Origin of the sequence: Shimia sp. R11_0, from assembly GCF_017744035.1 — a bacterium.
GTDB classification, from domain to species: Bacteria; Pseudomonadota; Alphaproteobacteria; order Rhodobacterales; family Rhodobacteraceae; genus Shimia; species Shimia marina.
Genome location: NZ_JAGHQY010000004.1, coordinates 329,052 through 344,331 on the forward strand (window position 1 = coordinate 329,052; position 15,280 = coordinate 344,331).

The 15,280-nt window shown below is 59.5% G+C and carries 12 protein-coding genes; 6 read left to right on the forward strand and 6 right to left on the reverse strand.

Going from position 1 to position 15,280, the window contains the following annotated elements; translation table 11 throughout:
- Nucleotides 1-3: 3 nt before the first annotated feature.
- The 3 genes from J7382_RS10890 to J7382_RS10900 are packed head-to-tail and all read right to left on the reverse strand — an operon-like array spanning nt 4 to nt 3,337.
- The gene (locus J7382_RS10890) at nt 4-771 is read right to left on the reverse strand and encodes an enoyl-CoA hydratase/isomerase family protein (RefSeq protein WP_209069053.1); all 768 of its coding nucleotides are present in this window, start codon (nt 769-771) and stop codon (nt 4-6) included.
- Complete coding sequence (locus tag J7382_RS10895) at nt 768-2,339, reverse strand: CoA-transferase (RefSeq protein ID WP_209069054.1); 1,572 nt, start codon at nt 2,337-2,339, stop codon at nt 768-770. The genes J7382_RS10890 and J7382_RS10895 overlap by 4 nt, the downstream gene beginning before the upstream one ends.
- Nucleotides 2,336-3,337, reverse strand: coding sequence for a Gfo/Idh/MocA family oxidoreductase (locus J7382_RS10900; protein ID WP_209069055.1), 1,002 nt, complete (start codon nt 3,335-3,337; stop codon nt 2,336-2,338). The genes J7382_RS10895 and J7382_RS10900 overlap by 4 nt, the downstream gene beginning before the upstream one ends.
- Nucleotides 3,338-3,565: 228 nt before the next feature.
- Here J7382_RS10900 and J7382_RS10905 point away from each other — a divergent pair, with 228 nt between their 5' ends.
- The 6 genes from J7382_RS10905 (at nt 3,566) to J7382_RS10930 (ending at nt 11,230) form a co-directional block, all read left to right on the forward strand.
- On the forward strand, nt 3,566-4,498 hold the full coding sequence (locus J7382_RS10905; RefSeq protein ID WP_209069056.1) for a LysR family transcriptional regulator: 933 nt from the start codon (nt 3,566-3,568) through the stop codon (nt 4,496-4,498).
- 124 nt (nt 4,499-4,622) lie between these two features.
- A complete protein-coding gene (locus J7382_RS10910) occupies nt 4,623-6,710 on the forward strand; it encodes a hydantoinase/oxoprolinase family protein (protein WP_209069057.1) in 2,088 nt (695 codons plus the stop codon).
- Complete coding sequence (locus J7382_RS10915; RefSeq protein ID WP_209069058.1) at nt 6,707-8,413, forward strand: hydantoinase B/oxoprolinase family protein; 1,707 nt, start codon at nt 6,707-6,709, stop codon at nt 8,411-8,413. Before J7382_RS10910 ends, J7382_RS10915 begins: the two co-directional genes overlap by 4 nt.
- Nucleotides 8,413-9,630, forward strand: coding sequence for an FAD-binding oxidoreductase (locus tag J7382_RS10920; protein WP_247744952.1), 1,218 nt, complete (start codon nt 8,413-8,415; stop codon nt 9,628-9,630). The genes J7382_RS10915 and J7382_RS10920 overlap by 1 nt, the downstream gene beginning before the upstream one ends.
- The gene (locus tag J7382_RS10925; RefSeq protein WP_209069059.1) at nt 9,630-10,394 is read left to right on the forward strand and encodes an aldolase/citrate lyase family protein; all 765 of its coding nucleotides are present in this window, start codon (nt 9,630-9,632) and stop codon (nt 10,392-10,394) included. Before J7382_RS10920 ends, J7382_RS10925 begins: the two co-directional genes overlap by 1 nt.
- Nucleotides 10,394-11,230 carry an NAD(P)-dependent oxidoreductase gene (locus J7382_RS10930; RefSeq protein WP_209069159.1) on the forward strand — a complete coding sequence of 279 codons (837 nt, stop codon included), beginning with the start codon at nt 10,394-10,396 and terminating at the stop codon, nt 11,228-11,230. Before J7382_RS10925 ends, J7382_RS10930 begins: the two co-directional genes overlap by 1 nt.
- 25 nt (nt 11,231-11,255) lie before the next feature.
- Here J7382_RS10930 and J7382_RS10935 read toward each other — a convergent pair whose 3' ends face one another.
- From J7382_RS10935 to J7382_RS10945, 3 genes are all read right to left on the reverse strand, one after another.
- Nucleotides 11,256-12,434, reverse strand: a complete 1,179-nt coding sequence (locus J7382_RS10935) for an NnrS family protein (RefSeq protein ID WP_209069060.1) — start codon at nt 12,432-12,434, stop codon at nt 11,256-11,258.
- 123 nt (nt 12,435-12,557) lie between these two features.
- Entirely contained in the window at nt 12,558-14,012 is a 1,455-nt protein-coding gene (locus tag J7382_RS10940; RefSeq protein WP_209069061.1) for a globin-coupled sensor protein, read from the reverse strand.
- Between the two features lie 206 nt (nt 14,013-14,218).
- The gene (locus J7382_RS10945) at nt 14,219-15,112 is read right to left on the reverse strand and encodes an FAD:protein FMN transferase (RefSeq protein ID WP_209069062.1); all 894 of its coding nucleotides are present in this window, start codon (nt 15,110-15,112) and stop codon (nt 14,219-14,221) included.
- Nucleotides 15,113-15,280 lie beyond the last annotated feature (168 nt).

Consider the following 15,280-nt stretch of genomic DNA (forward strand, 5'->3'; position numbering starts at 1 on the left):
CATTCAGTTCCCTGTGAATGTCGCGCTGCGCTTTTCCAAAAACGCCGCCACCCCTTCGTTGCGATCCTCTGCCGCTGCCGCCGCTGCACTGCCCAGCGCCTCAATCATCGCCCGGCTGTCTTCACCGCTGCCTGCAAGGATCATGGTCTTGGCAATTTCCACCGCCCGCGGCGACAGCTCCTGTTGCGCCTGCGCGATCTCCGCAGCGCGCGCCTTCACATCCTCGGCGATCTCGGCCACAAACCCGCTCTGATGGGCGCGTTCCGCCGTAATCCGTCGCCCAAACAGCGCCATCTCCTTGACCAGCGGCGCATTCAACCCGGTCACAAGCCGCTGCGTGCCCGACCATCCCGGCACAATACCCAGCCGCGCTTCTGGTAAGGCCAAAGTGGCTTTGGGTGTCATAAGGCGGATGTCGCAGGCAGCCGCGAGCTCCAGACCGCCGCCAAATGCATGCCCATTGATCGCCGCAATGGTGGGTTTGCTCAGCGTCGCGATGCGATCAAACAGACGATGCCCATCCCGCACCCAGTGTCGCGCAAATTCTGCCGGACTTAAGTTGCCCCAGGCGGCAATGTCCGCCCCGCTGCAAAAGGCCTTCTGCCCTGCACCGGTGAGCACCACCCCCCGAACCGCACGGTCTTTCTCCAAATCCACGACGTGACGCTCCAGATCGGCCAGCATCGCCATGTCCAGCGCGTTGAACTTTGTCTCATTTTCAAGCGTGAGCGTCGCAACACCCGCCTGTATGTCAAGGCGCACACCGCTCACAGCACCAGCCCCATCGGCGCCTGTGCCAACAGACGCTTGTCCATCAACTGGGCGTTTTCCGCCACCGTCACGCGGCCTTCGGTCACGCCGACGATATCCGCCTGCGCATCAATGCCCGGCATGATTTCCGTGGCCACCAGCCCCTGATCGATCAGTCGGATCACGCAGCGTTCGGTGATATAGAGCACCTCTTGCCCGGTCTCCCGCGCACGCGCGCCAGAGAAGGTCACATGTTCCACCTGATCCACCATTTTGGTGAATTTGCCCGGTTTGGCTACGCGCAGAGCCTCTTCGCTCAGATCCATCTGCGCGCCCGCTTCAAACCAGCCGCTAAAGACAATCTTCTTCGCGCGCGCGGTGATGTCGACAAAACCGCCGCATCCCGCCGTCAGATAGGGTTTCTTGCCCAGTTTGGAGACATTCACATTGCCCTCCACATCGACCTCAAGGAAGGACAGGAAAGCCATGTCAAATCCGCCCCCCTGAAAATAAATAAACTGTTGGGGGCTCGGCACAAATGCGTCCGCATTGGAGGCACAACCGAAAGCAAATCCCGTGAGTGGCACGCCCCCAACAGCGCCTTGTTCAATCGCCCAGGTCACCGCCTCCGGGTGGCCTTCTTCCAGCAAGACACGCGGCACCATAGCGCTGATGCCAAAGCCCAGATTGGCGGTCTGCCCCTGAGAAAGCTCCATCGCGGCTCGTCGCGCGATGACCTTTTCAACACCATACTCCGCCAGAGTGAAACTGTCCCAAGGGCGCATCACCTGCCCGGAAATCGCCGGATCATATGGGGTCTCACAGGTCTGTTTCTGATCCGGATCCAACACCACCAGATCCACCAGATGCCCCGGCACCCGCACGTCATGCGGCCGCAAACTGCCCCGCATGGTCACGCGGCTCACCTGCGCAATCACCAGCCCGCCATTGTTGCGCGCGGCAATCGCCTGTTCCAGCCCCCCCAGATAGGCACCTTCATGTTCATAAGTCAGGTTGCCATGTTCATCCGCCGTGGTCGCCCGCAGAATGCAGACATCCGGCGCAATATTGGGAAAATGCAGCCATGTTTCGCCGCCAAATTCAGTCCGCGACACAATCGGCGCAGCGGCGGCTTTTTCATTCATCGCACAGCCTTCGCGGATCGGGTCCACAAACGTCTGCAACCCCACTTTGGTCAACACGCCGGGACGCCGCGCCGCCGCTTCGCGGTGCATGTCATACATGATGCCCGATGGCACATTGTAGGCGGCGACCCGATCCTCAACGATCATCTTCCAGATTTCCGGCATCTCAAGACTTGAGGGGCCGGAAGGATAAGAGCCCGCAATCACGCGGCGCAACAGGCCATCCTGCGCGAGGTAATCCATGCCTTTGACGCCATACATGTCGCCCGCCGCAATCGGATGCAGCGACGTGATGTTCTGCGGATGCCCTTCTGCCTCAAATCGTGCTCCAATCGCCTTGAGCACCAGATCGGGACAACCAAGTGAAGAACTCGACGAGACCGAGACAACCGCGCCATCTCTGATCTGTGAAACTGCTTGGCTCGGAGAAACAACCTTGCTCACGCCACACCTCCATAGTCCACATCAACCGCAGCCCCCTGTGCCGCCGCGTCGCGCACAGCCATGGCAACCGCCAGCGATTTGATGCCATCCACGCCGTCCGCAGCTGGGCGTCCCTCGCCTTTGACGGCTGCACAAAAGGCGGCAACGCCATGCTCATAGAGATTGTGACGGGACACCTCGACGTCCAGACGCCCTTCCGCCGTAACCAGTTCCACATCGCCCACCGGCTCCTGTGTCATCACACCTCGCGCAAAAATAGAGCCTTCAGTGCCATGCACCTCAAGCCCGCTTCCGGAAAACGGATGGGTGAAACTTTCATGGCTCATCACCATGGCGCCACTGGGCATGGTCCAGACAGACATGGCGCTGTCTTCAACGCCGTCGCCCATGCCCGAAGCCCCCATCTGCGCCACAACTGTTTTGGGATCCTCCCCCAAGAGAAACCGCGTCACATCCGCATTATGCACAGTGATGTCTGGGATCACACCGCCTCCTGCGGCCGCATCATTGATCCGCCAGCCCTGCAAATGCGGTGGCAAATGCACCGCATGAAAAATTCTCAGAGACAGCACATTGCCGATTTTTCCTGTCGCGATCAGATCCCGCACGGCTTGATGGGTGCCGGAACACCGCAAATGATGGTTGGTGGCAAAGGTCACACCCGCCGCATCGGCGGCCTGCACCATGCCTGCGGCCTCCCCCACGGTCATCGCCAGGGGCTTTTCACACAGCACATGCTTGCCCGCTTCAATCGCGGCCATCGCCTGCGGCAGATGTTTTTCATTAGTGGAGGAGACATATACAGTCTCACAGCGCGCGTCGGCCAGCGCCTCTGCAAGATCAGTTGTCGCCCGCGCAATGTCATGCGCTTCTGCCCATGCTGCCCCATGCTCGGCGGAGCCGCTGACAACCCAGACAACCTCATCGCCCTGCGCACGCACCGCACCAAGCATGTATTGGGAGGCAATGGTGCTCGCACCCACAAAAATCCAACGCATTGCCTTCTTCCTCTCATTTACTCTTGGCCTATCTGAATCACAATTGGAACGATCCAATTTAGTTGCGCAAACCCTAATTGGAACGGTCCAATAATTGCAACGGATATTTTAAGAAATACGGCGAACGGCTAGCTAAACATTTAAAAATAAATAACACTTTCCTAGCTGCTTCCCTTCATCGCGCAGCTCTCCTAATGTGGCAGCGCGCGCAGTCGGAAAGAGGCCCTCTTGGCACAAATCACCTTCAAACAGCTCGAAGCCTTTACAGCCGTGGCAGACCTCGGCAGCTTCCGTCGTGCTGCCGATCGCCTCAACACCACACAACCCAATATCTCGACCCGCATTGCGGCATTGGAAACGCAGTTGGGTCATGTGGTGATGGTCCGAGATGCTGGCTCTGTGCGCCTAACTCCTATGGGGGAAACCCTCCTTAAGGAGGCACGCAATGTGCTGCGCGCAATGGACACGCTGTTGCTCACTGCTAACGATGACGGCCTGTTTGAGGGCACCCTGCGGATCGGCGTGACAGAGATGATCGTGCATTCCTGGCTTGGTTCGTTTTTCACGGCGTTGAAAACCCGCTTTCCGAATATCGATGTTGACCTAACTGTCGATGTCTCCGCCAATCTATCCCGCGCACTGGCCGAACGGCGGCTCGACCTCGCATTGCAAAACGGCCCCTTTGAACGCCAGACCACCGGCATAGAAACCCTTGGCCCCCTGCCCATGCTCTGGGTCGCCAGCCCCCGACTGGAGCTCGGCACACATGTCCTCTCTCTGCGTGATCTGGCCCGCCACCCCATTCTAACCCATGCGCGAGGCACCATTCCCTACAACCAGATGCAGGAGCATTTCGCTGCCGCGCCGGAAATTTCCGTGCGCCATGTCTCCTCCTCCAATCTGGCCGCATGCCTTCAGATGACCCGCGACGGTCTGGGTGTGGCCTGCCTGCCCGAGGCGATGCTGCGCGAAGACCTCTCAAAAGACACACTGCGCCCGCTGCGCTATCTCTGGGTGCCGGACGCGCTCATCTTTGCTGCACGCTTTGACGCGGAGACCTGTCCCAGCTTTGTGCGCGCGGCGGCGCAGATCGCACAGGAGGTAGCTCAGACACATGCAAAGGCCGCCATTCTACACAAGCCCACCGGCCAAACTCCGTGAAGCTCGCCAAAGCCCCCCAACATAGGATAAATTTTATTTATGCATTTTATCCAATCTAATAATTGGATTTCATCTCCCGCCTGCGGATAGCCTGATCGCAACGATCCCTGGAAGGACTATCCACATGCATGCGCACCCCGCCCGTTTAGGCGTCGACATTGGCGGCACCTTCACCGATGTGGTTTTGGAAATTGGTGAAAACCGATTTTCCACCAAAGTGTTGACCACCTACGCCGCACCGGAAAACGCCATCGTGGACGGCATGCATCAGGTCTGCGCCAAAGCAGGTGTAACCCCTTCAGCGATTTCTCAGATCATTCACGGCACCACGCTGGCCACCAATGCGCTGATTGAGCGACGCGGCGCCAAGACTGCACTGATCACAACCAAGGGCTTTCGCGACGTGATCGAAATGCGCACCGAAAGCCGCTTTGAGCAATATGATCTCAACCTCACGCTGCCCGAACCGCTGTTGCCACGCAACCGCCGCTATGTTGTCAATGAGCGTATGGATGCCAATGGCAACCGCCTGACGCCACTGGCGCTGCAAGAGGTTGAAGCCCTGGCCGAAGACCTGCGCGCCGCAAACTATGAAAGCATCGCCGTCGGCTTGTTGCACTCCTATGTAAACGACACCCACGAACGCCTGATTGCCGAGGTGCTGGCCGAAAAACTGCCAGATGTGATGGTTTCGCTCTCCTGCGAAGTCTCGCCGCAGATGCGTGAATATGAACGTTTCAACACCACCATTGCCAATGCCTACATCAAGCCTCTGATCAAATCCTACCTCGGAAGGCTGAAAGACCGTCTGGCCGATGAAGGCGCGGCCTGCCCGGTGTTCCTCATGCATTCCGGCGGCGGCATCATGTCTCTGGAAAGCGCGGCTGACTTCCCCGTGCGCCTGGTGGAAAGCGGCCCTGCAGGGGGCGCAATCTTTGCCGCCGATGTGGCCGCTAAACACGGTCTCAACAAGGTGCTTTCCTTTGACATGGGGGGCACCACGGCCAAAATCTGCCTGATCAAAGACCAGACCCCCAAAACCGCCCGCGTGTTTGAGGTGGCCCGCACTTACCGGTTCAAAAAAGGCTCCGGCATGCCAATTTCCATTCCCGTGATCGACATGGTGGAAATTGGCGCAGGCGGTGGCTCTCTTGCCCATGTGGATGGCATGAACCAGATCCGCGTCGGCCCAGAAAGCGCAGGATCCGAACCCGGCCCGGCCTGCTACGGACGCGGCGGGGAAAATCCGGCCGTCACTGATGCCGACTTGATCCTTGGCAAGCTGGATCCGCAAAATTTCGCGGGCGGTTCCATCCCGCTGCACCCGGACAACGCCGCCAAAGCGCTGCACAATACCATCGGCCAAACATTGGATATGGGCGCCACCGAAGCCGCTTTTGGTCTTGCCGAAGTGGTGGATGAAAACATGGCCAACGCCGCCCGCGTGCATGCGGTGGAAAATGGCGAAGACCTCAGCGACTACACCATGATCGCCTTTGGCGGGGCCGCGCCGCTGCATGCTGCACGCCTCTGTGAAAAACTTGGCGTGTCGCGCTGTCTTGTGCCTCAGGGCGCGGGTGTGGGCTCTGCCATCGGCTTTCTGCGCGCGCCTTTCAGCTTTGAGGCCAACCGCTCTGTCTTTATGCGCCTGAGCGATTTTGACCCAGCCAAAGTGCAGGCGCTGTTTGCCGATATGTCACAAGAGGCCACCCGCTTTGTGCGCAGCTGTGACGCCGAGGCTGAAATCCTGCGCGATCATAAAATCTACATGCGCTACGCCGGACAGGGCTGGGAAATTCCGATTGCCCTGACCGCTGAACAGGCCGCAGCCCCCGACGCAGCCACCTTCCTGCACCTGTTTGAGGCCGACTACGAGGCCCTTTTTGGCCGCGCGGTTGAGGGCATGGAAGTGGAAATCACCGTCTGGAGCGTCAACGCCTACACCGATCAAGCGGCCATCACACCACTCACGGAGGCAGGCGCACTCACCGCAGTCGCGACCACGGCCACCCGGCCGCTGTTTGACCCGGCCCTCGCCCAGACCGTAGAGGCCGCCGTGCTTACGCGCACCGCCCTCCCCCCGGGTCACATCGCTCAGGGTCCAGCTCTCGTCACAGAGGATGAGACCACCGTTGTCGTGCCCGCAAGCCGCGAAGTTCTGACCCATGCCGACGGCACGCTGGACGTGCGCACCAAGGAGACATCCCAATGAGCGAGCACAGCAAAGTCGCCTATCAGGTCATGTGGAACCGCCTGATCTCCGTTGTGGAAGAACAGGCTCAGGCCCTTGTACGCACGGCCTTCTCTACCTCCGTGCGGGAGGCCGGTGATCTGTCCGCTGGGGTGTATAATGCCACGGGCGAGATGCTGGCGCAGGCGGTCACCGGCACGCCGGGCCATGTCAATGCCATGGCCGATGCCGTGGGTCATTTCATTCGCCGCATTGGCGCAGACAACATGTTTGAAGGCGACGTTTACCTGACCAACGACCCTTGGGAAGGCACCGGGCACAAACATGACATCACCGTGGTCACACCCTCCTTTTATGGCGGCAAACTGATTGGGTTCTTTGCCTGCACAGCCCATGTCACCGACATCGGGGGGCGCGGTTTTGGTGCGGATGCCAATGACGTCCACGAAGAAGGGCTCTATCTGCCGATCATGAAGTTTGCCGATCGTGGCCGCGTGGATCAGACCCTTCTGTCCATCATCCGCGGCAATGTGCGCGAACCGGATCAGCTGGTGGGTGACATCTATGCGCTGGCCAACAGCAACGACATCGGCCACCGCCGCCTGATTGATATGGTGGAGGAATTCTCTCTCACCGATCTCACCGGCATTTCCGATTTCATCCTGACCAACTCCCGCGCCGCCACGCTCGCGCGCATCAATGCGCTCACCCCGGGCAGCGCCGCAGGCCATCTGCGCATTGACGGCTATGATGCGCCGATTGATCTGCACGTGACGGTCCACATCGAAAAAGACCGCATTCTGAGCGATTGGGACGGCACCTCAGGTCTCGATAAAAAAGGCATCAACGTGCCTCTGGTCTATACCAAGGCCTACGCCTGTTATGCGCTGAAATGTGCCATCGCGCCGGAAATCCCCAACAATGCCGCCTCGCTGGCGCCGTTCGAAATCACGGCGCCGGACAACAGCATCGTCAACGCCAAGTTCCCGGCCCCGGTGGCATTGCGCCATGTGATTGGCCATATGGTGCCTGATACCGTGTATAACGCACTGGACAAATTGCTGCCCGGCCTTGTGCCTGCCGAAGGCGCCGGCTGCCTGTGCAACTTTCAGGTCTCCCTGCGCCCGCGCACCGATGGCCCGGCACCAGCCGATGCCACACGCGCCGAAGTGCTGACCTTCAACTCCGGCGGATCCGGCGCGCGCCCCACGCTGGATGGCATGAACGCCACCGCTTTCCCCTCTGGTGTGATGACAATGCCTGTGGAAGCCACCGAACAGGTCGGCCCGGTGATGATCTGGCGCAAAGAGCTGCGCGAAGACAGTGGCGGCGCAGGGGAATATCGCGGCGGGCTGGGGCAATACATGGATGTTGGCGCCCGCGAAGGCCATGAATTTGACATCTCCCTGATGCTCGACCGCGTGGATCACCCGGCCCTTGGCCGCCGCAATGGTCTGGCAGGCGGTGCCACCACTTTGGCGCGTTCAGATGGCGAAGCCGTGCGGGGCAAGGGCAAGCAATTCATCCCACATGGCACAATTGTGCAAATGGGCTTTCCCGGCGGTGCGGGCTACGGTAACCCAAAGGCCCGCGACCCGGAATTGGTCAAACGCGATCTCGCCCTTGGCTACATCACCCCGGAACATGCGGCACAGCATTACAACCTATCCGGCGAGGTGATCGCCGATGTCCTCACACGGGCAAAACTGGGGGAGACCTTCTAATGGCAGCAGGCGCCATGGCCACAAAGCCAACCAAATCAACCTATGATGTCGTCATCATCGGTGGAGCGATCATGGGATCCTCCACCGCATGGTTCTTGTCCGACAACCCAGATTTTACAGGCTCCGTGCTGGTGGTGGAAAAAGATCCCACCTATGAGTTCAGCTCCACCGCCCACACCAACTCCTGTATCCGCCAACAGTTCTCCAACACGCTGAATGTGCAGATTTCCCAGTTTGCGGCGGAGTTTGTGAAAAACCTGCGCGCGCACATGGGCGCGGATGAGCGCGTGCCAAATGTTGAGATCCAGAACTACGGCTACCTCTACCTGGCCGACAGCGAAGGCTTTGCCAACACACTCCGCGAAAACCAGAAAGTCCAGCGCGCCGCCGGTGCAGAAACCGAACTTCTGACCGCAGAAGAGATCGTCGCACGCTATCCGTTCTACAATCTGGACGACATCCTGCTCGGCTCCATCAACACCAAGGACGAAGGCTATTGGGATGGCGGCGTGGTGTTTGACTGGTTCCGCCGTTCCGCGCGCGAGCGCGGGGTGGAATATGTGCAGGGCGAAGTGGTCGCCATGGCACGCGAAGGGGGACGGATCACCTCCGTCACACTGGCCTCCGGGGATGTGGTCTCCTGTGGTCAGGTGGTGAACGCCTCCGGCCCGCGCGCCGCGCGTACCTCTGAAATGGCCGGCATTCATATGCCCGTTGAGCCACGCAAACGCTTCACATGGATCTTCTCTGCCGAAGAGCCCCTGCCCATGGACCTGCCGCTGACAATTGACCCCTCCGGCGTACATTTCCGTCAGGATGGCCCAACAACCTATCTTGCAGGCGCAGCGCCGGATCCGGATCCGGCTGTGGCCTTTGATGATTTCCATATGGATCACAACCGCTGGCAGGATCATGTCTGGCCCATCATCGCCACCCGCATCCCACAGTTTGAAGCGATCAAAGTGGTGACGGAATGGACCGGCCACTACGCCTTCAACACGCTCGATCAGAACGCCATCCTCGGCCCCCACCCTGATGTGGAGAACTTCATTTTTCAGAACGGCTTCTCTGGTCACGGCCTGCAACAAAGCCCCGCAATGGGCCGCGCCGTCGCCGAATGGCTGACATATGGCGAATATCGTGCGCTGGATATGTCTCCGTTTACCTTTGAGCGTGTACTTAACAATGATCCCATTGTTGAGAAGGCCGTGATCTGATGACCCATAACCCGTTCCTGAAAGCCCTGCGTGATGGCAAACCCCAAATTGGCCTCTGGGTCACCTTGGCTGATGCGCTCACCACAGAAGTGGTTGCAGGGGCGGGATATGACTGGCTGCTGCTGGATATGGAGCACAGCGCCGCTGAAATTTCCGATGTGACCGCTCAGTTGCAGGCCTGCCATGGCTACGCCAGCACCGCCATTGTGCGGCCCGACTGGAAAGATCCGGTCAAAGTGACACGCCTGCTGGATCTTGGCGCGCCGGGCCTCCTGTTTCCGATGGTGCAAACCGCAGAAGAGGCCGCTGCCGCCGTGGCCGCCACCCGCTATGCCCCAAGGGGCACACGCGGCTTCGCCGGCACCACACGGGCTTCTGATTTCGGACGCAACACGGCCTATGCCCACACGGTTGAAGACCAGACTGCCGTGCTCTTGCAGGTGGAATCCCTGCAGGCTCTGAACAACATCGAAGCCATCGCCAACACCGAAGGCGTGGATGGCATTTTCTTTGGCCCCGATGACATCGCCGCAGACATGGGCCTGATCGGCCAGCCGATGCACGATGATGTCTGGGCACAGATCCTGCCTGCCGCCATGCGGTTGATGAGCAAAAAAATGCCCGCGGGCACCATGGTGGGCGATGTGACCTTCGCCCGCAAACTGGTGCAGGCTGGCTTTACCTTTGTCGCCTGCGGCTCAGACGCAGGCCTTCTCGCCAAGGGCGCAGACGCGCTTCTTGCACAAATGAAAGCGCCCCAATGATAAAAAAACTCGTCCTCACCGGCGCCGCTGGTCGGCTTGGCTCCTACCTGCGCGAGCCGCTCACACAGATGGCGGAGGAACTGGTCTCAACAGACATCACTGATGATATCGGCACGCTCTATGAGGGCGAAACCTACGTAAAGGCCGATCTCAGCGATCTCGCCGCCATGACAGAGGTGCTCAAGGGTGCCGATATGGTTGTGCATTTTGGCGCCATTGGGGATGAAGCGCCCTTTGATGATATTTTACAATCCAACATCATCGGTGCCTATAACGTCTGGGAAGCGGCACATCTCAACGGTGTGCGCCGTGTGGTCTATGCCAGCTCCGTGCATGCTGTTGGCATGCATCGCATCGCCGACAACATCGGTCTGGATGCCCCCCACCGCCCCGACAGCTACTATGGTCTCTCCAAATGTTTCGCCGAAGATCTGGGACGAATGTATTGGGACAAACGCGGGGTCGAAAGCGTACACATGCGCATCTTCTCCTGCGCACAGGTGGTCAGCCCCCGCTCCCTCTCCACATGGCTCAGCTACGACGATCTGATCCGTCTGGTCCGCGCCGCCATCTCTGCACAGACGGTGGGGTGCTCCATTGTCTATGGTATCTCCAACAACGACCGCGCCCCGGTGCACAACCTAGGCGCAGGCCACATCGGCTACAAACCGCAGGACAACGCCGAGCAATTCGCCGAGAAGATCCTCGCCGAGGCGGCACCAGCCGATCCCACGGATCTGGCACAGATGTGCATCGGCGGCCCCTTCGCGACTATTGATCTGGGTGAAAGTGGCGTCGCACAGCTCACCATCATCGACGACAGCAAGAAAACCTGATCCCCCTCCGCACAAAGGCAGGTCCCTAGCCAGCCGTATCCACACGGGCCGCAAACATCATGCGGCCCATCGCGGCCAGAAACAGCCCCATTGCCACAATCCAGCTCAGGCTCGAAAGCGTCAGCGTGACGCTGTAAAGATCCAGCCAGACGCTCTGCCCAACCCAGCGCACAACAGCCGAGAACGCCATCGCGCCAAAGCCCCAGGCGACCGCCACAGGCACCTGCAAAACCCGTCCCGTATGGCCCAGCACCGCCCGGCTCATCACCGCCAGCGTCATGCCGCCAACGCTGCCAATCGCCAGCACATGCAGCCCGGCAAGCTCATCGCCCAGCCCGAAGCCCGCCAGCCCCCAAAGCAGCAGGCCCAGCGCCAGAAATGCCATACCCAGATGCAACGACCACAAAATCGGCTGACTGCACGTCCAAAGTCCCTTCCAGCCCGCCAGCCGCAGCGCCTGTACACAGGCGGCAAAAAACGCCACTCCAGCACCCAGCCATGTCACCCCGCTCAAAACCGCCCATGGCAACAACACTGCTGAAAGAATACAGGCTTTGTCCAGCAGCGGGGCTGTCGCCGGGAGCTCCTGTTCGGCTATGCCCTGCCGCTTCATCGCATTGCGCGTAAATGTCGGCGTCACACGCCCACCCAGAACGCCGATCAACGCCGCCAAAGTCATCAAACCGCCCCGCAACCCGACTTCTGCCGTATCTTCCGTCAGCCCGACCCACTCCAAATGCACAAGCAGATTACTACACCAAAGCGCCGAAAGCATGATCAGAAACAATAGGTTCTGCGGCTTTGGCTTTTTGAGCAACTGCAGCAGCACCTGCCCAGACAGAACCGGCAGGAATAGCAAATCCAGCACCATCACCAACATCGGCGGCACAGCAGCGGCAAGCAACACCGCTCCGCGCCCCAACAGCCAAAGCGCAAAAACAGTAAAAATGAATGCGCTGCCCGCGCCACGGGAGTTGGTCCAATTGGGCACCGCCGTGAGGAAAAACCCACCAATCGCCGCCGCATAGCCAAAGATCATTTCATGGGCGTGCCAGTGTTGTGGCATCATCGCGCTAGTCTCCCAGAACGCATGCACATCCGCCAGCCACAACCACCACAGCGTCATCGCCAGACAGCCAAACACTCCTGCAGACAGGAAAAAAATCCGAAAACCTTCGGAGAAAACCCGCAACCGATCGTCCATCTCGTGCCCCTTTCAGATGAAGAGATCCGCAGGCTAGACTACCAAACACAGCGTGGCGTTGATGCACCGCAAATCGTCGCGGTACTAGGGCCTAGTGCATTTGGCGCGAGGCATAGCGGGTAACTACGCCGCGCGGGTGCTGGCAAAGATCTCTACCGGCATATCTTCATCCGCCGAACGCAAAGCAAATCCGCGCACCATTTCTGACACCTGCGCCGTGTCTCGCAACATGCTGCCCACGGCGGCAGCTGTCTGTTCTACCATCGCGGCATTCTGCTGTGTCACCCCGTCCAGTTGCGAAATACCCTGTGCAATATCCGTCAGCCCTTCTGATTGCACGCCACTAGACTGAGCCACATCCGCGCTTAGATTGGCCACTTTTTCCACGCCCACCAAAATATCTTCCAGCACAACGCCAGCCTGATCCACCAGTTCCACGCCGCTTTCGACCTGTTCACTCGATTGCTTGATCAACTCACTAATTTCCTTAGCCGCCTCCCCGGCCTTTTGCGCCAAACTGCGCACTTCTGAGGCCACCACGGCAAACCCACGTCCGGCTTCCCCCGCACGGGCTGCCTCCACACCTGCGTTCAAAGCAAGAAGATTGGTCTGAAAGGCAATATCATCAATCACGGTCGTGATCTGAGACACCTGCATTGAGCTCTCTGCGATCTCGCGCATCTTGCCCACAGTTTCGACCATGACATCCTGCCCGGTCTTGGCCTGCGCATGGGTCTGGCGCATCATTTGATCCGTGCGCTGCATCACATCTGCGGCCCCCTGAACACTGCCGCTAATATCTGACAGAGATTGCGCCGTGCGCTCAAGCGTGGCCGCCTGCGTTTCCGTGCGCCGCGCCAGATCATCCGCACCATCATTCACTTCGCTGGCCGTCAGCTTAAGATCATCCGTCGCATATTTGATGGCTTTGATCACAGACCGCATATTGGATTGCAGCGTGTTGAAAGCTTGCCGTACCCGTTCAAGAGCCTCAGGGTAGGCCCCTTCCTCCGGCGGCTGAATGTCCTTGGAAAAATCCTTGCACGCCATGCGCGCCATCGCCTGCTCAAGCTCTGCAACCGCCCGTTCTTTCACCGCCCGCTCTGCGGCCTGATGCGTGTCAATGATCACGCCCAGATCAAGTTGAAACGCGCGCAGCAACAGCCCGGCCTCTCGTGCCAGCCGCTTCTTGCTCGCAAATATGCCAGCGCGCTCAATCAACGCCGTCTGCATATGGGTCGCCGCCTGCGCATATCCCGCCATCACAAGCTCTTCTGAAAGGCGGAGCTGCTTGAAATAGATCTGCGACAGGGTCTGCACAGAGGCTGCATATTGCGCATCAAGTCCCTGGCTGAGCAAGCTCAGCCAATGTTGCTTCTGGGCCGCCCGCAAGCCTGCCAGAACAGCCATATCGTCCAGCTGCGCCAAAACGTCATTCTGGCTCAGGATCAAGGCTTCAAACGGATCAAATGCCGTCTCAAGCGCCCCGGAAACGCGGTCCGCCACCTGTTTCAGCTGCGCCGAACTCGCCTCATCAAAACCGTAGTTTTTCACAAGCGTTTTCAATGCATTGACCATGTTTGAGCGCCCCCGCTGCCGATATCCCGATTCCGTGTGAATTAACCATTACCGCCCGCATGGTTAATGAAAGCCTTAGCTGGGGCGAAAAACATTAACTGCCGGCAAAATCCTCAGAGCGGCACTCAAAAGAAAGGCAAAATGCAAAACGGCCCGCACCATGGTGCAGGCCGTTGCAAAAACTTCTGGGGTCTGGGTGGTCAGTCTTAGCTAAGCGCCTCGATCTTGGCACCTTCAAACTGCGCCACCATTGCGGCACCCGCTTTGGCATCCATCAGGCACAACGCGGTAGACAGACCGTCGGCAACCGCTGCGCTTGGCGCAGACACAGAGGCCAGCGCCACGCCACCTTCGGCACCATCAGGACCAAAGATATGGGCATCCGCGCCTGCAAGAACGGTGGCCATCGGCGCAGAGGTGGCCAATGCGCGCTCAGACAGCTGCACACGTTCAACAATCTCGCCCGCCGGGGTGGAAACACCCGCAACCCAAGCCGCGCCATCCGCGCGATGGCCCAGCGCTGCCACTTCGCCCATGTCCATCAGCACATCAGTGAGCCCAGCATCGCGTAGGATCGCAACCACACGATCCGTCACGTAACCCTGTGCCACCCCGTTCAGCGTCAGCGCCATGCCAGGGGTTTCAAAACGCACTTCTTCCGCGTCAAAGGATACCGCATCCCAGCCCACCAGAGCTTTGGCCGCAGCCACATCGCCCTGACCACCTTTGGCCAGCCACAGTGGCTGCACAGAAGCGTCAAACGCACCGCCGCTTGCGCGGTTCAATGCGGCAGAAAGCTCCAGCACGTCCAGCATCTCGGAGGAAGGCGTGCCCAGCACGCCATCACGGTTCAGGCGGGTCAGCTCGCTGTCACGATAGAGAGAGAAGATACCCTCAAGACGGTCCAGCTCCGCGCTCACCTGCGCAAAGATTGGTGCCGCCTGCGCATCGGTCATGCCGACAATTTTCATCTGTGCCGGCGCGCCCAGAGCCACACCGCTCCAGGTGGCGGTCTCAGTGGCCGCCAAAGCCACACCGGCTGGCAGCGCCGCACTTGCGGCGGCGATGGTCAGGAAACGACGACGATTGATGCGGGTCATGACGGGCTCTCCAGCGTCTGAATAAAACTATGGCCAAATCCGGCTGCGGCGGGGATAGCACTCCTTTGCAGCTTTTCCCAGCCCGGTGAGCTGCAAAAAACACCCAAAGCGTAAAATGACCCTTACCTGACGACAAACACCCGTCACAAAGCGTGCATTATTGTCGCA